This window comes from Mesorhizobium sp. M1428, from assembly GCF_040317515.1.
In the GTDB taxonomy this organism is placed as follows: Bacteria; Pseudomonadota; Alphaproteobacteria; order Rhizobiales; family Rhizobiaceae; genus Mesorhizobium.
In genome coordinates this window covers 1-19,014 of record NZ_JAMYKT010000029.1, presented here as the reverse complement: position 1 = coordinate 19,014, position 19,014 = coordinate 1, and the positions used below count along the sequence as shown (strand labels likewise).

25 protein-coding genes and 3 tRNA genes are annotated in these 19,014 nt (G+C 61.7%); 12 read left to right on the top strand and 16 right to left on the bottom strand.

The genetic code is table 11. From position 1 onward, the window contains the following. Positions 1-2: 2 nt before the first annotated feature. Genes NKG60_RS27410 through NKG60_RS27395 form a run of 4 tightly spaced genes read right to left on the bottom strand, consistent with a single transcriptional unit; the run spans position 3 to position 3,811 of the window. Positions 3-1,067, bottom strand: a complete 1,065-nt coding sequence (locus NKG60_RS27410; RefSeq protein ID WP_352668211.1) for an ABC transporter ATP-binding protein — start codon at positions 1,065-1,067, stop codon at positions 3-5. Next, positions 1,064-1,846, bottom strand: a complete 783-nt coding sequence (locus NKG60_RS27405; RefSeq protein ID WP_352668208.1) for an ABC transporter permease — start codon at positions 1,844-1,846, stop codon at positions 1,064-1,066. Before NKG60_RS27405 ends, NKG60_RS27410 begins: the two co-directional genes overlap by 4 nt. 2 nt (positions 1,847-1,848) lie before the next feature. Then, complete coding sequence (locus NKG60_RS27400) at positions 1,849-2,691, bottom strand: ABC transporter permease (protein ID WP_502903447.1); 843 nt, start codon at positions 2,689-2,691, stop codon at positions 1,849-1,851. Positions 2,692-2,704: 13 nt separating this feature from the next. Beyond that, positions 2,705-3,811: a polyamine ABC transporter substrate-binding protein gene (locus NKG60_RS27395; protein WP_352668206.1), complete on the bottom strand. Its 1,107-nt coding sequence runs from the start codon at positions 3,809-3,811 to the stop codon at positions 2,705-2,707. 91 nt (positions 3,812-3,902) lie between these two features. Between NKG60_RS27395 and NKG60_RS27390 the strand changes: the two genes are divergently transcribed. Beyond that, complete coding sequence (locus NKG60_RS27390) at positions 3,903-4,517, top strand: TetR/AcrR family transcriptional regulator (protein ID WP_352668205.1); 615 nt, start codon at positions 3,903-3,905, stop codon at positions 4,515-4,517. A 50-nt stretch (positions 4,518-4,567) separates the two neighbouring features. On the opposite strand, the gene NKG60_RS27385 is transcribed toward NKG60_RS27390, so the two are convergent. Then, positions 4,568-4,768 carry a DUF2905 domain-containing protein gene (locus NKG60_RS27385; protein WP_023679908.1) on the bottom strand — a complete coding sequence of 67 codons (201 nt, stop codon included), beginning with the start codon at positions 4,766-4,768 and terminating at the stop codon, positions 4,568-4,570. Positions 4,769-4,908: 140 nt separating this feature from the next. On the opposite strand from NKG60_RS27385, the gene NKG60_RS27380 reads away from it, so the two are divergent. Continuing rightward, positions 4,909-5,475: a DUF2569 family protein gene (locus NKG60_RS27380; protein ID WP_352976060.1), complete on the top strand. Its 567-nt coding sequence runs from the start codon at positions 4,909-4,911 to the stop codon at positions 5,473-5,475. Between the two features lie 64 nt (positions 5,476-5,539). Here NKG60_RS27380 and NKG60_RS27375 read toward each other — a convergent pair whose 3' ends face one another. The 4 genes from NKG60_RS27375 to NKG60_RS27360 all read right to left on the bottom strand — a co-directional run bounded on the left by NKG60_RS27375 (position 5,540) and on the right by NKG60_RS27360 (position 7,240). Next, positions 5,540-6,178, bottom strand: a complete 639-nt coding sequence (locus NKG60_RS27375) for a cupin domain-containing protein (RefSeq protein ID WP_352668200.1) — start codon at positions 6,176-6,178, stop codon at positions 5,540-5,542. Positions 6,179-6,313: 135 nt separating this feature from the next. Continuing rightward, positions 6,314-6,511: a hypothetical protein gene (locus NKG60_RS27370; RefSeq protein ID WP_084641813.1), complete on the bottom strand. Its 198-nt coding sequence runs from the start codon at positions 6,509-6,511 to the stop codon at positions 6,314-6,316. Positions 6,512-6,791: 280 nt separating this feature from the next. Continuing rightward, positions 6,792-7,010 (bottom strand): hypothetical protein, encoded by a 219-nt coding sequence (locus NKG60_RS27365; protein WP_352976058.1) that lies wholly within the window; start codon positions 7,008-7,010, stop codon positions 6,792-6,794. A gap of 154 nt (positions 7,011-7,164) precedes the next feature. After that, positions 7,165-7,240, bottom strand: a tRNA-Thr gene (locus NKG60_RS27360). A 158-nt stretch (positions 7,241-7,398) separates the two neighbouring features. Between NKG60_RS27360 and NKG60_RS27355 the strand changes: the two genes are divergently transcribed. The 3 genes from NKG60_RS27355 to NKG60_RS27345 all read left to right on the top strand — a co-directional run bounded on the left by NKG60_RS27355 (position 7,399) and on the right by NKG60_RS27345 (position 8,927). After that, a complete protein-coding gene (locus NKG60_RS27355) occupies positions 7,399-7,566 on the top strand; it encodes a hypothetical protein (protein ID WP_352668197.1) in 168 nt (55 codons plus the stop codon). A 187-nt stretch (positions 7,567-7,753) separates the two neighbouring features. Beyond that, a complete protein-coding gene (locus NKG60_RS27350) occupies positions 7,754-8,053 on the top strand; it encodes a BA14K family protein (protein WP_352668195.1) in 300 nt (99 codons plus the stop codon). A gap of 517 nt (positions 8,054-8,570) precedes the next feature. Further along, the gene (locus NKG60_RS27345) at positions 8,571-8,927 is read left to right on the top strand and encodes a hypothetical protein (protein WP_352668192.1); all 357 of its coding nucleotides are present in this window, start codon (positions 8,571-8,573) and stop codon (positions 8,925-8,927) included. Positions 8,928-8,966: 39 nt separating this feature from the next. On the opposite strand, the gene bhcR is transcribed toward NKG60_RS27345, so the two are convergent. After that, positions 8,967-9,824, bottom strand: coding sequence for an HTH-type transcriptional regulator BhcR (bhcR, locus tag NKG60_RS27340; protein ID WP_352976055.1), 858 nt, complete (start codon positions 9,822-9,824; stop codon positions 8,967-8,969). A gap of 204 nt (positions 9,825-10,028) precedes the next feature. On the opposite strand from bhcR, the gene gcl reads away from it, so the two are divergent. The 3 genes from gcl to NKG60_RS27325 all read left to right on the top strand — a co-directional run bounded on the left by gcl (position 10,029) and on the right by NKG60_RS27325 (position 13,745). Beyond that, a complete protein-coding gene (gene gcl / locus NKG60_RS27335) occupies positions 10,029-11,810 on the top strand; it encodes a glyoxylate carboligase (protein WP_352668189.1) in 1,782 nt (593 codons plus the stop codon). Between the two features lie 23 nt (positions 11,811-11,833). Further along, on the top strand, positions 11,834-12,631 hold the full coding sequence (hyi, locus tag NKG60_RS27330) for a hydroxypyruvate isomerase (RefSeq protein WP_352668187.1): 798 nt from the start codon (positions 11,834-11,836) through the stop codon (positions 12,629-12,631). A gap of 229 nt (positions 12,632-12,860) precedes the next feature. Further along, positions 12,861-13,745, top strand: a complete 885-nt coding sequence (locus NKG60_RS27325; protein WP_352668184.1) for a 2-hydroxy-3-oxopropionate reductase — start codon at positions 12,861-12,863, stop codon at positions 13,743-13,745. Positions 13,746-13,757: 12 nt separating this feature from the next. Here the strand turns inward: NKG60_RS27325 and NKG60_RS27320 are convergent, their stop codons facing one another. Beyond that, a complete protein-coding gene (locus tag NKG60_RS27320) occupies positions 13,758-14,069 on the bottom strand; it encodes a hypothetical protein (RefSeq protein ID WP_352668182.1) in 312 nt (103 codons plus the stop codon). A 10-nt stretch (positions 14,070-14,079) separates the two neighbouring features. Beyond that, positions 14,080-14,937, bottom strand: a complete 858-nt coding sequence (locus NKG60_RS27315; RefSeq protein WP_352668181.1) for a TrmH family RNA methyltransferase — start codon at positions 14,935-14,937, stop codon at positions 14,080-14,082. Between the two features lie 202 nt (positions 14,938-15,139). Here NKG60_RS27315 and NKG60_RS27310 point away from each other — a divergent pair. Together NKG60_RS27310 and NKG60_RS27305 are read left to right on the top strand one after the other, a co-directional pair. After that, positions 15,140-15,224: transfer RNA gene (locus tag NKG60_RS27310), tRNA-Tyr, on the top strand. Between the two features lie 67 nt (positions 15,225-15,291). Beyond that, positions 15,292-15,365, top strand: a tRNA-Gly gene (locus NKG60_RS27305). Positions 15,366-15,518: 153 nt separating this feature from the next. Here NKG60_RS27305 and NKG60_RS27300 read toward each other — a convergent pair. Then, positions 15,519-15,986 carry a YidB family protein gene (locus NKG60_RS27300; protein ID WP_352492496.1) on the bottom strand — a complete coding sequence of 156 codons (468 nt, stop codon included), beginning with the start codon at positions 15,984-15,986 and terminating at the stop codon, positions 15,519-15,521. A 159-nt stretch (positions 15,987-16,145) separates the two neighbouring features. Here NKG60_RS27300 and NKG60_RS27295 point away from each other — a divergent pair, with 159 nt between their 5' ends. Further along, a complete protein-coding gene (locus tag NKG60_RS27295) occupies positions 16,146-16,403 on the top strand; it encodes a GlsB/YeaQ/YmgE family stress response membrane protein (protein ID WP_023717513.1) in 258 nt (85 codons plus the stop codon). A 45-nt stretch (positions 16,404-16,448) separates the two neighbouring features. On the opposite strand, the gene NKG60_RS27290 is transcribed toward NKG60_RS27295, so the two are convergent. From NKG60_RS27290 to NKG60_RS27280, 3 genes are all read right to left on the bottom strand, one after another. Beyond that, on the bottom strand, positions 16,449-17,105 hold the full coding sequence (locus NKG60_RS27290; RefSeq protein ID WP_352668178.1) for a peptidoglycan recognition protein family protein: 657 nt from the start codon (positions 17,103-17,105) through the stop codon (positions 16,449-16,451). Positions 17,106-17,209: 104 nt separating this feature from the next. After that, a complete protein-coding gene (locus NKG60_RS27285; protein WP_352668299.1) occupies positions 17,210-17,608 on the bottom strand; it encodes a GFA family protein in 399 nt (132 codons plus the stop codon). 90 nt (positions 17,609-17,698) lie between these two features. Next, positions 17,699-18,586, bottom strand: a complete 888-nt coding sequence (locus NKG60_RS27280; RefSeq protein WP_352668177.1) for a DMT family transporter — start codon at positions 18,584-18,586, stop codon at positions 17,699-17,701. Positions 18,587-18,857: 271 nt separating this feature from the next. On the opposite strand from NKG60_RS27280, the gene NKG60_RS27275 reads away from it, so the two are divergent. Next, positions 18,858-19,014: GTP-binding protein (locus NKG60_RS27275; RefSeq protein ID WP_352668298.1), on the top strand; the 157-nt coding region annotated here is incomplete at its 3' end.

Sequence of the window (19,014 nt, the reverse complement as noted above, 5' to 3'; positions counted from 1 at the left end):
GTTCAGTCCGCAAGCAGGATGATGTCGCCAGCATCGCACGATACCGCGACCACGTCGCCCGGCTGGACGGCCGATACGGCGGGAACCTTGGCGATGAAGTGCAGCGCCGGGTCGGCCGCGGAGGTCCCCAGCACACGCTTGAAGCTGCCCTGAAAGACGACGTCGCTGACCTTGGCCATGCCAAGCGCCACGGCGCCCCCGGCCGTGCCGAGGACAAGGTGCTCAGGCCGGATGGCCAGCGCAACGGTCGAGCCGACCGGCAATGTGCCGGCCAGCGAGAGCGGCCCAAGCTTCGTGGTGACGGTGATCTTGCCGCTCTTCGCCTCGGTCACCGTTCCCGATATCAGCGTGCTTTCGCCCATGAAAGTCGCGGAAAAGCGCGTCGCCGGCCGTGCATAGACGCGCTCGGGCGGTCCTTCGTCCTCGATGCGCCCGTCATTCATCACCACGCAATGGTCGGCCAGCGCCATCGCCTCTTCCTGGTCGTGGGTGACGTGGATGAAAGCGGTGCCGACTCTTTTCTGGATCGCCTTCAATTCGTCCTGCATCTGCCGGCGCAATTTCAGGTCGAGCGCGCCGAGCGGCTCGTCGAGCAACAGCACCGCCGGCTCGACCACCAGGGCGCGCGCCAGTGCCACGCGCTGCCGCTGACCGCCTGAAAGCTGGTGCGGCTTCTTGTCGAAGGCGGTGGCGAGGCCAACCAGCGCCAGCGCCTCGCGCGCTCTCGCTGCGCGGGTTGCGCCATCGACGCCCTGCATGCGCAGGCCGAAGCCGACATTGCTGCCGACGCTCATATGCGGGAACAGCGCATAGTCCTGGAACACGGTCGTCGTCGGCCGCTTCGCCGGCGGCACGGCGGTGCAGTCCTCGCCGCGGATCAGCACCTTGCCTTCGCTCGGCGTGACGAAGCCGCCGAGGATGGACAGCAGCGTCGTCTTGCCGGAGCCGGACGGCCCGAGCAGGATCGTGTAGCTGCCAGGCTCGATCGTCAGCGAGACGTTCTTCAGCACGGTGTGCTGGCCGAAGCGATGCGAGACAGAGCTTATATCGACCAGTGGCGCACTCATGCCGGCTTCCTCCGCAACAGCATCAGCTCGAACAATACCACCAGTACGATGGAAACGGCGAAGACCAGCGAGCCGACGGCGTTGGTCTTGGGATTGAGACCGGAGCGCAGCAGGTTCCAGATCTCGACCGGCAGCGTCGTGTCGAAGCGCGTCAACAGGAACGAGATGACGAATTCGTCCCAGGAGAAGGTCATCGACAGGAAGAAGCCGGCGAAGATGGCCGGCGCCATGACAGGCACCGTGATCAAAAGCAGCACCTTCCATTCGGGCGCGCCGAGGTCGCGCGCCGCGCGCTCGATATTGATCTGATGGTCGCCCATCTGGCTGTAGACGATGGCAAAGCAGAGCGGCAGATTGATCACCACATGACCGATGCCGGCGGCAGTGAGCGACTTCGGCACGCCGGCCCAATTGAACAGCACCAGCAGCCCCATGCCGATGATGAGATAGCTGACGGTCAAGGGCAGCGTGATCAGCCCGCGCATCAGGCCCGAGCCCGGCAAGGCGAAGCGCGCAAAACCCCAGGCGGAGAGGAAGCCGAGCGTAACGGCGGCAGCCGACGAGACGACCGCCACCAGCAGCGAATTGACCAGCGCCGAAGTCAGCCGCGTGTCGGCGAGCACGGCCTCGTACCAGAGCAGCGACGGCCCGGTGAAGGGCGGGATCGGAAACGACGTTGCCTGCAGCGAAAACAGCACCAGCACCACCACCGGCAGGAAGATGAAGCCATAGATGGCGAGGGCATAGAGACTCGAGACAGTGCGGATGAGCGCGCGCATGGTCAGGCCCGTTCGATCTTCAGCCAGCGGGCGCAGGCGAGATAGGCGATGGTGACCACCGCCATCAGGATGATCGACAGCGCCGAGGCGAGCGGAAAGTCGCCGCGCCGGCCGATCTGCATCATGACGAGTTGCGGCATCAACAGCTCGTTGTTGCCGCCGAGGATCTGCGGCGTGATGTAGTCGCCGATGCACAGCACAAAGGTGAGGAAGGCGCCGACCATGATGCCGGGCAGCGTCAGCGGCAGAACGACATGCAGGAATGTGCGCACCGGCCCGGCGCCGAGGTCGGCGGCGGCCTTGCGGTAGCTTGGGCTGAGCTGCTTCAGATTGGCGAAGATCGTCAGCGTCAGCAGCATGACGAAGAAATGCACGAAGCCGGTGACGGTCGCTAGCCGCGTATTGGCGAGCTGCAGCGGTTCGCCGAACAGGCCAGAGCCGGTCAGCGCGCGGTTGACGACGCCGTTCTGCGCCAGCACCAGCAGCCACGAATAGGAGCGCACGACATAGGAGGTCCAGAACGGCAGCACCGCCAGCATCAGCGCCAGCCGCTGCCAGCGCTCCGGCACCTGTTCGGCCAGAATCCAGGCAAAGGGATAGGCGAGCAGCACCGAAATCAGAGTAACGATGGCGGTGACCTGCAGCGAGTTCACCATCGCCTGCCAGTAAGATGGATTGGCAAAGAACTGGCTGTAGTTGGACAGCGTGAAGCCGCCGCCTTCATGCGCCGTCAGGCTGGATACGGCCATGGCGACGAAGGGCAGCACGAAGAACAGCAACGTCCAGCCGAGCGCCGGCGTGACCAGCGCCCAGGGCAGGGCACGCCCGCTGTTGACGGCGTTCACGGCCGGCAGCCAGTCATTGCGCCTGCAGCATTTCGGTCCAGACGTCCTGCATCTTCTTGTCGAGATCGGCGTTCGGCGCCGGATAGGACTGGGCGCGGGCGAGGAACTCCGGCTGCTCGTCAAAGCGCAGGATCTTCTTCTGCTCGTCGCTCAACGCCGCCTTGGCGTTGGCCGGCATGCCCCAATAGCAGGACGAGGTCGCGAGCCGCGCCTGGCCTTCGGGGCTCATAATGTACTGGATGAATTTAAGCGCCAACTCCTTGTTCTTGGAATCCTTGAACATTGCCAGCGACTGCGACCACAGCACGGCGCCTTCTTTCGGGATAGAGAAGTCCAGCGCCGGGTTTTCCTTGGCCAGCCCCGCCGTCACCCATTCGCCGCCGCCGACCAGTATATCGACCTCGCCGGTCGCCAGCGCCGTCTGGCTGGCGGTCACTTCGCCGACCAGCTTGGCGTTGGCCTTCATTTTGAGCAGCTCTTCCTTGATGGCGGGAAGGTCGGCTTCGGTCAGTTCCGCCGTCTTCTTGCCGATCGCCAGTGCGGCCATGCCGATGACCGGCAGGTAATAATCGTAGATGGCGATCTTGCCCTTGTATTTGTCGCCGGTCAGCGCAGCCATCGACTGCATGTCGGCCGGGTCGACCTTGGTCTTGTTGTAGCCGATCGTGTTGTAGCCGAACTTTTCGGTGATGCCGTAACGCTTGCCGTCGACCACGGTAGAGCTATCCATCTTCACCTGCGGGAAGAGGTCGGACAGCGGCAGCTTGTCTTCCGGCAGCGGTTCGAACAGGCCTTTTTCGACACCGCGCGGCACGTCGATGCTGTCGATCACCATCACATCCCAGTCGCCGGGCTGCGACTGTTCGACGATGGCCAGGCCAGCGCCGGTGCCTTCGAATTCCTTGACATTGACCTTGACGCCGTTCGCCTCCTCGAACGGCTGCAACAGTGCCGGATCGGCGTGATCGCACCAGATCAGCGCGTTGAGGTCCTGCGCCTGAGCGAGGCTGCCCGCCGCCAGCAGCAGGGCTGCCGCGGCACACGCGCCCTGGAGATGGCTCTTCAGAACGGAAAGCGGATTCCTGACGGTTGGGTTGGGGGTCTTTGGATTGACGGACATCGAGTGTTCTCCCTTGCCTTTTTGGCGTGTAGCAAAAAATTGAACCAATTCTAAAATTGAGTCAATTCTGTTTTTGTGGCAAACAGCCGCTATGAGCGGATTGCGGGCAAGGCAGAAGGCGGATCGGCACCGCCGCATCATCGAGGCGGCGGCGGCGCTTTTCCGCGATGCCGGTTATGAAGGCGCCAAGATCGAAACCATCGCCGCGCAGGCCGAAGTCTCGGTCGGCACCATCTATAACTACTACCAGAACAAAGGCGACATCCTCGGCGCGATCGTTTCGATGGAGGTCAACGAGGTGCTCAATGCCGGGCGCGGAGTGGTGGCCAACCCGCCGGCAAATGTCGGCGACGCGCTGGACACGCTGCTCGGCATCTATATCGAGCACTCGCTGCATTATCTCAGCAAGGAGATGTGGCGGCAGGCGATGGCGATCTCGACGCAATTGCCGGACAGCCCGTTCGGCCAGGCCTACACCGCGCTCGACAGCGCACTGACCGAGCAGATCCGTGCGCTGATCACCAGGCTACAGGCGCTCGGCCTGGTGCGCCGCGACATCGACGGGCCGGCGCTCGGCGAACTCATCTTCAACAACATGAACATGATGTTCATCGAATTCGTGAAGCGCGAGGAGGCGAGGATTGCAGAGTTGCGCACGGCGATACGGAGGCAGAACCGGATATTGGTGGCAGCGATCGGAGTGTAAGAAGATCAAGAGCGAGTAGGGCCTGCAACACAAATCGCCCGGAGCATCGCCTAACGGTTGATCAGCCATAGAATGGCCGAGAGCACGATGCTGACCAGTATCCCCGTGGTGATGGGGACATAAAGCCTGAAGTTCTCACGCTCGATCACGATATCGCCGGGCAGCCTGCCAAGGCCGGTCCGGGCCAACCAAGGCCACAGCAGGCCTATGGCGACTATGCTGAGGCCAACGACGATCAGAGTTCGCGACATGGCAGCATCCTGCCGGAAATAGCATCGTGCCAGAAATATGGTGTTGACGGGTCTTGCAAGCAGCGCTTCCTTTCGATGTTGCCTCTTGAGTTGAGGTTGAAATCTGATACAACCTAAAAGAGCATCAAGGGAGGGATTGGATGCAGATTTCCATCTGGCATTGGGCTATACTGCTGCTGCTGATCGGCGTGCCTGTTTTCTTTGCCGTTCGGTCAGCCGCAAAGCCATTACAGGATCCTTCGGCTCTCGTAGGTTTCGGAGGCTGGCTCATGCTGCTGGCGATTGGACAGTGCTTGGCACCTTTCCGCACGCTGGCTGAGCTGTTCTCTTCGAGCGAGGGCTATCGACAGCTAATGACGCTCCCCAATGGCACCTTGGCGATCTACGGCGAGGTTGCCCTGTTGCTGGCGTTTCTGGTGCTTCAGGTGATTGTGTTCGTGGCAATGCTTCGGCGGAGTTCCCGCTTCAAGCAGCTATTCCTGTGTCAGTGGTTTGCAATACCAATCGTGTTTATTCTGGACGCGGCGTGGACCTCAGCGGTTATGAGTGCTCCTGTGAGCTTGGTGCTTGCAGGGGATGCGCTGGTAATGCCCGTAGTTTCTTTTGTCCTGACCGGGATTTGGGTCGCCTACGTCTACAAGTCGGTCAGGGTGAGAAACACGTTCGACATGGCCGCGATATCCGGTCAGGTCGCGAGTGCTTCATAGAGCTTGCCGCGAGTCCTATGTATGGCTGCCGACAAAAATGCCGGGCGCCCAGTGTGGACCCGGATCACCCGGCTACTAGGCCTGCTCGAGCGAGGATTTCAGGAGCCGGCGTGACATGCCCGTGCGGCTTGCAGTAGACGGGGTCGATCGCGCGATAGCCGAGCAGATGGCCGAGTGGCGCCAGGATTCCCAGCGCCACTCGCTGAATCGCAGGTGGCGGGTGCGTGAAGACGATCACGTCGGCAAATTCCCTGGCAATGACCGCCGCCTGAAGCGGTGAAGGTCTGCCTTTTCTGTCCACCTTGCCGGCATTGGCCAGGCCGAAGAGCATGCCGATCAGCAACTCGAAACGGTTCGGGTCGACATTGTCCGCACCTGGCGCCCGGTCGACTTCGACCAGCACATGCGCTTCTTCGGTTTTGCTGCTGTTCCACCAATCATGTGCGACGCCTGCTTCGACCGTGGCGGATTGGCCAGGCCCCAGGGACAAGGTCTTCCCTGCGATGCAAGCGTCGAGTTGGCCACGCAGGACGGTAAACCGTTCTGTCAGGGTCGGGTGGAAGTGCTCGCCCACCACGGCGGCTCCCGGCCGGGCGGTCAGATGAGCGATGCCAGGTCCCTGGCCGCGGTCTTCGGTGCCACGCAGGATGACTGCATATTCGCCAGTCACCTTGTTCTCGTAGACATCTCCACAGCGTGACATGGAACGGCTCCGGAGTTTCCGAGCACCACTGCCCGGCAACTCTATCGTCAAAGGCTTGGTCGTTCAACGACGCTCGAACGGGCGATTGCGGAAACACCAGTTGCCGGCTCTTCGTCAACGCGGGCGACCGACGCTCTACCGAACATGCTTGGGCGGCCGCGCCCGCGGAAACGGCACGACCGTCAGTGGCGCCTTGCGGAATTCCGCGATGGCTATTTCTTCAATCAGCGCGTCGAGGGCCTCGTTGACGCGTCGGCTCGTTTCATCCGCGCCGCAGAGGCGGTTTTGTGCGCACTCCAAAAGCTCGCGCGCCGCGGCGAAATCACTTCGCATGACAACACCCGTTGGTTTTGGCCCGCCGCACGGACATTGTCGGCGCGCTTAATTGAGCGAGTGCTAATATACACAGAAGCAATTGAATCGAATGCTGTTAAATGGCCCGGGGAGGGCCGAAATGCTGGCACTGTAAGGGCGAGACACGAATAGGTTCGGCGTCTCCTGGTATGAGATGCCAAAGCGCAATCCGGTGTCAGATTAAGCCGGCAATTTCAGGCAAAGTTTGTGGTTCCCCGACGGGGACGGAACGCGCGAGCCTAATTGGTTCTTGGGCGGCTTAAGAATTCTCTGGCGGCGGCAATCTGGCGTCGATGCTCGCGAAGGAATGCCGCGCCGAAACAAATCGCAAAGGCCAGTACGAAAGGCTTGTCGTTGCTCTTGATGCTGGATCGGGATCGGGACTTATCAGGAAACGGAAACCAAGCGCGAAGGCGAAGACGACAAGGCCACCAAACATTCCGTTGATGAAGGGGGCGGTCGTGCGTTTCTGCTCCAACGAAGACTCCTAGGTTTTCCGCTAGGGAACTATGGTTTCCGCCAGGGAATATATGTGTTGAAGCTGATGTGCTACCGATCCTGACGGCCCCGGCCTGTGGATATCGGGGATGAGCAGATATCAAGCGCCCCAGAGGTCTCAAGAAGCCCGGTACTGGTGCCCCCGGACGGGATCGAACCGCCGACCTTCGGTTTACAAAACCGCTGCTCTACCAGCTGAGCTACAAGGGCACGGCGCTCCGGTTAGCATATTTGCTGCGCCAGTAAAGACAAAACTCCGTTTTTCGGTTCCCGGCGAACGCGCCGGTTCTGCCGCTAGGGCGTCCTGAAAACGGCCAATTCGCTCCCTATATTGATCGAAGGTGCAATCGCATCAGCGAGGCTGTCGCATGATCAGGTTTGTCATCATTCTCCCGCTCGTCATCGTGGCCTGGGTTCTCCTGGTGAAGCTTATCAAGGATCTGAAGCGCGCCAATATCGACTGGACCGGCGTCACCACCATCATCGGCTTTATCGCGCTCGCCTTCTGGCTTCGCCATATCACCGGGATGGGCTGAGGCCTGCCGATTGTTCCGGTGAACTGTCGAACGGCGCGACCGTTCATGGTCGCGCGGCTGACAGCACCGGACCGGGCGATTTCCCCCGTCGAGAAAAAATCAAAAAAGATCTTCGAACCTTTTTCCTTGTCGGGACGACTGATGGTCAAGAGGCGGTTGGATCGCCTCCCACAACAAGGAGATCGTCATGTTCAATCGCCCCATCGTTTCCGGCCTCGTCGCCACCACTGTCGCCGCCGCCATGCTGGTCGGCACCGTTCAGCCGTCGGCCGCCCATCACAAGCACAAGCACCTCGGCATCGGCATTGCCGCAGGTGTCGGCGGCTTCCTGCTCGGCAGCGCGCTGGCCCAGCCGCGCACTGTCTATATCGAGGAAGACGGCGACTCCTGGCACGTCCGGCGCTGCCTCAATCGCTACCAGAGCTACGACCCGTACTCGGACACCTATGTCGGCCACGACGGCTATCGCCATCGCTGCCGGCTTTGAGAGCCACTATGCCAGCTTTGAGAGCCACTATGCCAGCTTTGAGAGGAGGTGACCGTTTCAGGCAACCGGAAGAAGGGGCACCCCACTGCCGCTTTTTCTGTGTGTCTGGGCTCCTATTCGAATGGTCGACCGCCACCGTCGGCATAGCGCATCATTTTCGAATTGGGCGCCGTCGATGAAACTGCCAATCTCCCCCCTTGCGGGGGAGATGCCCGGCAGGGCAGAGGGGGGTGCTGTCCCGCACTACCTGTCAATAGATGACAATCAAGCCCTACGCCAATTCCAGTTGGAGTGGCTAAACATCGAAGCCGGCGATCCTTCCCACCCCCCTCTGTCCTGCCGGACATCTCCCCCGCAAGGGGGGAGATTGGATTGCCGCACGGCTTTCGCCAACCGCCAACACCGAAGACTGCCTTATCCCGCCGTTCGGCTCTTGCCGATGTACAGGGGTTTCGCAGCACCCTAATCTACAGGCCGAACGGCAATCTACTGCCAAGCCGAAATAGGGAGAGGGCGCTTGGGCGAGCACGATCCGAACGAACAGCCGATCGAGACGGTTTTCCGCAACGGCACAATCACCACCGTCGGCATCCTGCTGGCGTTCTCGTTGGGCTTCATCACGCATTGGGCCGCCAACCCGATACCATGGGAAATCTATCACCTGGCCGCAGTCGTGCCGATTTTGATCGGCATTGCCCTGCAGATACGAGCGCTGCGGTTGCTGCTCGACTTAACGTCTCTACAACGGCGCGTTTATGAGCGCGCCAATCGTATCTTCATTGCCGGCCTCATCTTCACCGCCTGCGGAGTTGGGCTGGCGATGCTGCTTGATTTCTACGACCTGTCGACCAAGAGCGCGGTGCCCGGGGCCTAGCTCTGGCCATCCTGGCAGATGTCGCACCATCGGCGCTGGTCAGCGCTGCCATGCGCTCGGTTCGCTGCCAAGGCCGGGAGGGGTCGGCAGGCCGCCGATCATCCTCGTCACGTCCGCTGCTGCATCGCGCACCAGCGGGCCGATCTCGGCCAGCCGTTCCGGCGTGACCCGCACCGTCGGCCCGGAGACCGAAACGCCGCCGATCGGCTCGCCGAATTCGTTGAAGATGGCGGCGGCGACGCAGCGCATGCCCGGATGCCGCTCCTCGTCGTCGACCGACCAGCCGCGCAATTTGATCGTCACCAGGTCGCGGGCGAGCGCCGAGATGTCGGACAGCGTGTTTTCAGTGAAGCGCTCCAACCCGGCCCGGCGCAGGATGGTGGCGACGCGCTCCGGCTCGAGATGCGCCAGCACTGCCTTGCCGATGCCCGAGGCATGGAAGGAGCTGCGCGTGCCCGGCCGGAAGAAGGCGCGGATCGCCTGGTGCGTCTCGACCTGGCTGACGAAGACGACGCAATCGTCCTCGGCGACGCCGAGATTGGCCGTCTCGCCGGTCTTCTCCATCAATTCCTGCATGACGATTCGGGCGCGGTCGACCAGCTTGCGGCGGCGCAGGAACGCCGCGCCCATGCGGTAGGTCTCGACGCCGATCGACCACAGCTGGTCGGTGCCGTCGAACTCGACCATGCCATGGTTCTCCAGCGTCGTCAGCATGCGGTAGGCGGTGGATGCCGGCAGACCGGAACTGGCGGCGATCTCGCTCAGCGACAGGCCGCTGCCATCGGCGACGATTGCCAGGATGCGCAGCGCCCGGTCCAGCGACTGCACCGAGGCGGCCTCGGACGGCCCGTTGAAGGCGCGCGGGCGGCCGCGCTGACGTTTTTCGGTGGTTTCCATCGGGCCATTCTTCGCCCTGTTCGCCCCAACAGGCAATGAAAAAGTTTTTCACCGATTTGCGGAGCGAATTCGTGGAAAACAAAAAAATCAATCAATTCAAATTATAGTAGCTGTTTTCTAGAAATGAAAAAATATTCTGAAAAAATTGAAACATCATTGGCGCGCTGGCATTATCAGCCATCAACACATCTCGTGGAGGCTGGCATGGCCAGGATGCGCGCAGTCGACGCAGCGGTTCTCGTTCTCGAAAAGGAAGGCATCTCCTGTGCCTTCGGCGTGCCAGGTGCTGCGATCAACCCGCTCTATTCGGCACTGAAGGCGAGGGGCAGTATCCGCCACATCCTTGCGCGTCACGTCGAGGCGGCCTCGCATATGGCCGAAGGGTTTACCCGCGCCAGATCGGGCAATATCGGTCTGTGCATCGGCACTTCGGGTCCCGCCGGCACCGACATGATCACCGGCCTCTATTCGGCCGCCGCCGATTCAATTCCCATCCTCTGCATTACCGGGCAGGCGCCGCGCGCGCGTCTCAACAAGGAGGATTTTCAGGCCGTCGACATTGCGGCGATCGCCGCACCCGTCGCCAAATGGGCGGTCACCGTCATGGAACCCTATCTGGTGCCGATGACGCTGCAGAAGGCGTTTCACCTGATGCGCTCATCGCGGCCGGGGCCGGTGCTGATCGATCTGCCGGTCGATGTGCAAATGGCCGAGATCGAGTTCGACATCGATGCCTACGAGCCGCTGGTGCCGTTCAAGCCGGCATTGTCGCGCGCCCAGGCCGAGAAGGCGTTGACGATGCTGAACGCGGCGGAAAAGCCTGTCATCGTCGCCGGCGGCGGTATCATCAACGCCGATGCGTCCGATCTGCTGATCGAGTTCGCCGAGGTCACCGGCGTGCCTGTCATTCCGACGCTGATGGGCTGGGGCGCGATCCCCGACGACCACCGCCTGATGGCAGGCATGTGCGGGCTGCAGACCTCGCACCGCTATGGCAATGCGACGATGCTCAAAGCCGATTTCGTTTTCGGCATCGGCAACCGCTGGGCCAACCGCCACACCGGTTCGGTCGACGTCTACACCAAGGGCAAGAAGTTCATCCACGTCGATATCGAGCCGACGCAGATCGGCCGGGTCTTCGCACCGGACCTTGGCGTCGTCTCGGATGCCGGTGCAGCACTTAAAATGCTGCTCGACGTCGCGACCGAATGGAGGACGGCCGGAAAATTGCGCGACTGGTCGGGCTGGGCCGGCGAATGCCGGCAGCGCAAGAAGACAATGAAGCGCAAGACCCATTTCGACCAGGTGCCGCTGAAGCCGCAGCGCGTCTACGAGGAGATGAACAAGGCGTTCGGCCGCGACACCACCTATGTCACCACGATCGGCCTGTCGCAGATCGCCGGGGCGCAGTTCCTGCATGTCTATAAGCCGCGCAACTGGATCAATTGTGGCCAGGCCGGGCCGCTCGGCTGGACGTTGCCGGCAGCCCTCGGCGTTCGCGCCGCCGATCCGGACCGCCCCATTGTCGCGCTGTCCGGCGACTATGATTTCCAGTTCATGATCGAGGAGCTGGCGGCCGGCGCTCAGCACAAATTGCCCTATATCCATGTCGTGGTGAACAACGCCTATCTTGGGCTTATCCGCCAGGCGCAGCGCGGCTTTTCGATGGATTTCGAAGTCAGCCTGGCCTTCGAGAACGTCAACCGGAAAGACGAGCCTGAGGCGGGCTACGGCGTCGACCACGTCGCCGTTGCCGAGGCGATGGGCTGCAAGGCGGTCAGGGTGCGCCGGCCGGAGGAATTCGCCGGTGCCTTCGAGGAGGCGCAGCGGCTGATGAACGAGCACCAAGTTCCGGTCGTGCTTGAATTCATCCTCGAGCGCGTCACCAATGTTTCGATGGGTACCGAAATCGACAAGATCACCGAATTCGAGGAGCTTGCCGAACACCACGAAGATGCCCCCACGGCAATCGTCATGCTCGATTAAGCCGTTTATGAGGAACTACTGCCATGCCACGGTTTTCAGCCAATCTTTCGATGCTCTTTCCCGAGCATGACTTTCTCGACCGGTTCGATGCCGCTGCCCGCGCCGGCTTCAAGGGCGTCGAGTATATCGGCCCTTATGACCATGCCCCGGATGTCGTCGCGGCCAGGTTGAAGAAGAACGGGCTGACGCAGGTCCTGTTCAACCTGCCTGCCGGCGACTGGGCCAAGGGCGAGCGCGGCATTGCGATCCTGCCGGACCGCGTGCCGGAGTTCCGGCAAGGCATTGCCAAGGTCGTCACCTATGCGCACGCGCTGGGTTGCGAACAGGTCAATTGCCTCGCCGGCATCGCGCCGCAGGGCGTCGATCGCTCCGTGCTGGAAGACGTCTTCGCCGAAAATCTGGCTTTCGCGGCCGAAAAGCTGGAGCAGGCCGGCATCCGGCTGCTGATCGAGCCGATCAACACCCGCGACATTCCGGGCTTCTTCCTGAATTACTCGGATCAGGCCCTGGGGCTGATCGACCGCGTCGGCTCGAAGAACCTGTTCCTGCAATACGACATCTATCACATGCAGATCATGGAGGGGGATCTCGCCCGTACCATTGAGGCAAACCTCAACCGCATCGCGCATATCCAGCTTGCGGACAATCCCGGCCGTCATGAGCCGGGGACGGGCGAGATCAATTTTCCCTTCCTGTACAGCCACATCGACCGCATCGGCTATTCCGGCTGGGTCGGGGCGGAATACAAGCCGAAGGGCGGAACAGAAGCCGGGCTCGGGTGGTTTCGGGAGCTGGCTGGGCAGGGGAGTGCGGCGGCGTAGACGCTACGTATCGCACGTCGCGTTCCTGCGCGCCCCCCTCTGGCCTGCCGGCCATCTCCCCCACGAGTGGGGAGATCGGCAGTTCCCGCGCCGGCCCTTAAACTTTCCTGACCTCGAAAATTGGCGAAAGCGGCGGTGACATCCAATCTCCCTCCTTGTGGGGGAGATGGCCGGCAGGCCAGAGGGGCGCGCGCAGGAACGCCGCCTTAACAAGAAACGGAGAACCAAAATGGAAACCATCGGCTTCATCGGCCTCGGCATCATGGGCGCGCCGATGGCGGGGCATCTGCTAGACGCGGGCTACACCGTCTTCGCCAGCGACCACCGCTCGAAACCGCCGGCCGATCTCGTCGAAAGGGGTCTGAAGACCATCACCGGCCACAGCGCCGTCGCGAAAACGGCCGACATCGTCATCACCATGGTTCCCGACACGCCGCAGGTGGCCGATGTGCTGTTCGGCGAGAACGGCGTCGCGTCCGGGCTGACAAGAGGCAAGCTGGTCATCGACATGAGCTCGATCTCGCCGATCGAGACCAAGGAATTCGCAAAAAAGATCAACGATCTCGGCTGCGACTATCTCGACGCGCCGGTGTCGGGTGGTGAGGTCGGCGCCAAGGCAGCGTCGCTCACCATCATGGTCGGCGGTGAGGAAAAGGCCTTCGAACGCGCCAGGCCCATCTTCGAGAAGCTGGGCAAGAACATCACTTTGGTCGGACCGAACGGCGTCGGCCAGACCACCAAGGTCGCCAATCAGATCGTCGTCGCGCTAACCATCGAGGCCGTTGCCGAAGCGCTTGTCTTTGCTTCAAAAGCCGGCGCCGATCCGGCCAAGGTCAGGCAAGCGCTGATGGGTGGGCTGGCCGCCTCGCGCATTCTCGAAGTGCACGGCGAGCGCATGATCAAGCGCAGCTTCGCGCCCGGCTTTCGCATCGAGCTGCACCAGAAGGATCTCAATCTCGCGCTGGAAGGGGCAAAGGCGCTTGGTGTTGCGCTGCCCAACACCTCGTCCACGCAGCAATTGTTCAATTCCTGCGCAGCCAATGGCGGCGCCAAGGAGGATCATTCGGCACTGGTGCGGGCACTGGAGCGGATGGCTGGCCACGAGGTTGGGTGAGAGTGAGGTGAATTAGTCTGCAATAGCTTCGATGGGCCGACTTCGTTCGACCGCATAGCGTATGAGATCGGCAAAATGTTTCAGAAAATCTTTGGATTCCTCCGACATTCCTTCAGTTCGCCCAAGTGCCTCAACTTGCTTGGTCAAGGAAGTTAAGGATTCGATCGGAAGAGTCGCGTCCTCATAGAAATCTTCGAATTTCAGTATGAGTTCAAACGCGTTTTGGTTTGCAATTGACACGATTTCATGATGCGCAGAGGGACCTACCGATACGCATCGATCGATATGTCCATCTGGATTGAGAACGGCAAAATCCAATGACATGCATTGCGTCCTATTTGCCGCGCGCGAACCACCTTTGGGCCGCATAAAGCGCCACCGCCGCGGCATTCGACACATTGAGCGAGCGGATGGCGCCGGGCATGTCGAGGCGGGCGAGCGTCGTCACCGTTTCGCGCGTTTTCTGGCGCAGGCCTTTGCCCTCGGCGCCAAGCACCAACGCGATCTTTTCTCCGGCAAAGCTCGTTTCGAGCTCCGCCGGCCCGTCCGAGTCCAGCCCTATCGTCTGGAATCCGGCCTCGTGCAACTGGCCCAGCGCGTCGGCGAGGTTCTTCACCTCGATCTGATCGATGTGTTCGAGCGCGCCGGAGGCCGACTTCGCCAGTACGCCGGATTCCTGCGGGCTGTGGCGCGCCGTGGTGATCAGTGCGCCGGCGCCGAAGGCCACCGCCGAGCGCAGGATCGCGCCGACATTGTGCGGATCGGTGATCTGGTCGAGCACCAGCACCAGCCTGGCGTCGCCAAGCGCATCGAGCCGCTTCGGTTTCAGCGGCTCGGCCTCGATGAGCACGCCCTGGTGCACGGCATCCGAGCCGGTGACCTTGTCGATGTCCCTGGGTTCGACCAGTTCTGCCTTGAAGGGCAAAGCGCCGAGATCGGCGATTGCCAGTCGCTCGGCAGCGTTGCGCGTCACCAGCATCTTCCTGATCTTGCGGCGCGGATTGTCGAGTGCTGCCCGCGCCGTGTGCAGCCCGTAGAGCCGCACCAGCCCATCCGCCGGGTTCTCGCCGGGCGGCACTGGCTGGCGCGGCCTGAACGTCGGCGCGCCGCCGCTCTTCTCGTCGCGATGCGCGCGGCGCAGCTTGGCGTAGTGGGTGTCTTTCGGGGTCTTTGATTTGTTATCGTTGCTCATGGCCGGCTTCTATAGCCGTGTCGTCCGGCCATGGATACAGCTGCATAAGCTGCATGTCAGGCGAGGTGCGAAATTCAGCGCTTTTTGCCGGGCTGTTGCGGTTGACAGTTTTGGGCGCTGCCGCCATAAGGCGCTTCGCGGAAGGGCTGCTTTGGCAGCCGCGACGCGTCGATGCCTCGTTGCATGGCTCCGGCGGCAGACTGGAGAGGTGCCCGAGTGGTTAAAGGGGACGGACTGTAAATCCGTTGGCTATGCCTACGTTGGTTCAAATCCAACCCTCTCCACCACTGCCGGCCCGGAAGCCCTGAAACGCAGAGCGAGCGTCGGAGCGGATCCGATGCTGACTGAAAGGGCGCGGGTATAGCTCAGTGGTAGAGCAGCAGCCTTCCAAGCTGAATATGCGGGTTCGATTCCCGCTACCCGCTCCAGATTTCCCCCAGCCGCGGGCACCTCGCGCACGATCCCGAAACAGGCAGCGCCAAGCGAAGCGCTTTGCCGTTAATTCAAGGTTGCGCGTCCAAACGGGCGCGCATCTTAATCTGTGTTATCGTTGTCCCGAACCGCAGGCAGCGCGGAAGGCGTCAGCTAGCGAATTTGCTGAATATGGACGCGAGCTGGTTCTGCTGCGGCACTTGCCCGTTCGGCGTCAGCTGATCGACAAGCCCGGGCAAGGCCGCGGACAATTGCTGGAGCAATTCCTGCTGGTTCAGACCCGTCCTTTGCGCGATCTCCTGAATGATCTGCGGGCCGAGAGCACTGCCCAGATCGTTGGGGTTGATCGGCTGGTTCTGACCGGTGCCGACCCACGAATTGGCGACGTTGCCGTGGCCGGCGTCCTTCAGTTTGTCGAGCAGGCCGCCCAGACCGCCGAGCAGTCCGCCGTCGGCGGATGCGGTTGTATCAGGCGGGACGGCGGCAGGGCTCTGCGCCGCCTCCGGCTGGGCGGAACTTCCACCACTCAGCATTTTTCCCACCAAAAGTGCGCCGAGCGCGATCATCAGCGGCTTGGCAACGTTGCCGCCGGGAACGGCATTGTCAAACAGTCCCATTGTGGATCTCCATGTCAAATTGCCCGTCCGTCGCCGACAATGACGCATTCATGGCGAATTTCAAGCCGGTTTGAGCTTTCCGTAATCATGATTTTCAAGTTGGCTTGAGCTTTGCTTAATAATGTGGAAGTAATCGGGTGCGGGGAACGGAGAGGAAAAATGTCAATATTAAGCTGGATTATTCTCGGCGTCATCGCCGGCTTCATTGGCAGCAAGATCGTCAATAAAAGCGGGCAAGGCCTTGTGCTCGACATCGTCCTCGGGATTGTCGGGGCTATCGTCGGCGGGCTCATCTTCAGCGCCTTTGGCGCGTCGGGCGTTACCGGGCTCAACATCTATAGCCTGATCGTAGCCGTGGTCGGTGCGGTGGTTGTCCTGTGGGCCTATCACCAGTTCAGCGGCAAGAGGGCACTCTAGAAGCCGTCCGGCAGTTGCGTCGGCATTCACCCGAATGCCGACCGCTTATCTGATCCTTTTGAGGATTTCGCGGATCAGCGTGTTGAAGCCGGCTTCCAGTCCTCTCACCATGATCGGCCATAATTCCTCGAGCAGTCGCTGCCATGCGGCATCGCGCCCAATCCTCACCGGCAGATTTGGCATCGCGCCCATTGCCGTCACGTCGCGGCGCAGCCGCTCGCCACAGGCGCTTGCGCCGCTGATCGTCGGATCGAAGGGCAGCCGGGTGAAATCCCATTTTCCGCGTAGTTCGATGCCGAGATTGCTCTCGACTTCGGCATGCGACAACACCGTTTGGGGCGTGACCTTGATGCGGTAGTACTTGCAGAGTTCGGCGACAACCCCGGTCATCGCGTCCCACTGCGCCCTGGTCATCGGATAGCGGCCGGCATCGAACGGCCTTTCCGCCGCCCCGGCCATGCAGCAGAGCGAAACCCCGATCGAGCCGCCGTTGCAGTTGAGCGTGTGCGCGGCATATCCCGGTTTTACCCGGCCCGAATTGAGCGCGATCGAAGGCCGGCCCCTGACCAGGCGGCCATTCCCCTCGACCAGTATGTGATACGCATCCCTGTCGGTATCGCCGGCCGAATGCGAGCCGGCCGTCCAGTGGCAAATGACGCGCCTCATCGCAACATTGGGCAACCAGTCGGGCGGCAATGCCACAGAAATCTCCGCGACATGAGTTCAGTGACTGAGCACAGCATAGTTTCCTTGGCGGCGGACGCGAAAACGAAACGATAATTTGGTTGAGCGTTTCTAACGGTCAGCTACTCGCCGGCATCTCCGGCGACCGCGTGTTCTCTGTATTGCGGCAGATCGTCGGTGATCGTGAACCACTTCGCCTTGGAGCCGACGAAGATGTGCTGTGTCGGCCGGATAGTCGGCTCGTCGACGAGGGTTCCCATGGCGACATGCACGAAGGCACCGTCGCGGACCACCGAATAGAGCAACGAGCCGCAGGTCTTGCAGTGCGCGTTATGGCCGGTTTCGTCGCCGAAGATCATGAGATTGTCCTCGCCGCTCGCCAGGCTCAGCCTGTCGCGCTCGATGCCGGCCAATGGCTTGAAGGCCGAGCCGGTGGTGCGCCGGCAGTTCGAGCAGTGGCAGTTCGCGGCATAGACGAACGCGTCCGCCACCGCATACTGAACGGCGCCGCACAGGCACATTCCGGCGAGCGTGCGGTTGCTTGCATTCTGGTTGCTTTCGTTGTCCGGGCTTGCCACGCGCTCCTCCTATTGTGCAGGCCGATTTCAGTTTCAAGCGACGACGGTCAACCGGCGCTTGCGCTCGTCGAGCGAGACGATGGTCAACCCGCTGGCCACTACCAGCAGGATGCCGCAGATGGCCAGCGCATTCGGGAGCTGCCGGAAAACCACCAGGCCCGAAATCACCGCCCAGACGGTAAAGCAATAGTAGAACGGCGCTACCACGCTGGTCGGCCCGACGCGATAGGCCATGAAGATGAAGAAGTGGCCGAAGATCAGGAACAGTCCGGCGCCGCCCATCAGCAGCAGGTGACGGGTCTCAGGCACCACCCACTGCTCGGAAACCAGATGCGCAACGCCGGCGCCCGCGAGCACCACAATCACCGCGGAAATAGCCACGACCATTCCCGGCACGTCGGCGGCGACCTTGCGTCCGGCCAGATCGCGCGCCGCGGACAGGGCTGCATTGCCTAGCGCCAGCAGGGCGTAGACCGAAATCCCCTGCATTGTCGGTTGTGCCACCATCACCGCGCCGACAAAGCCGAGCCCGATCAGCGCCAGGCGTAGCCCGCCGATCCGTTCGCCAAACAGCATCGAGGAGCCGACCAGCATCAGCAAGGGCGTGATCTGCCCGAGCGCGGTCGAATCGGCGATCTGCATGTTGGCGAGCGCCACCACGTAGCAAAGGATCGCACCCAGTTCGAGCATGTTCCTGCGCAAAACCTTGGCGTCGAGGATCAGCGGAATCTGCTTGCCATAGCCCAGCATGAACAGCAGCGGAATGCCCCACAATGTTGCCGCAGCGCCGCGCAGGAACAGCACCTCATAGGGCGGCAGTCCCGCGGTTGCGAGCTTCATCATCGTGTCGTTGACGATGTAGGACCCGGTCGAAACGACCATGAACAGCGGGCCTCGTATGGCAGTCGGGATGAAATGCATCGGCCCACGAAATCAGACCCGCGCCAGGGCGGCAATGGGCCAGATCCGGCTGTAAATCCGTCAAAGCCGTCAGCCGCCGCCGTAACCATTCCATTTGCCCTTGTTCGTTCCTATATCCGCGCCACATTCTCCGAAACCGGAACAAGCGTTCGGGCGGGCGGGCGCGCTCGGCGACAAGGCACTTGTGTTTTTCGGCCTTAGTCGCTAATCGCCCCGCATTCGACTGAACTGAAGGTCCAGGCCGTCCCCAGGCCGTCCAAGGAAAGAGACTATGGCAAAAGGTAAATTCGAGCGCACTAAGCCTCATGTGAACATTGGCACGATTGGTCACGTCGACCATGGCAAGACGTCGCTGACGGCGGCGATCACCAAGTATTTTGGCGAATACAAGCGCTACGACCAGATCGATGCGGCGCCGGAAGAGAAGG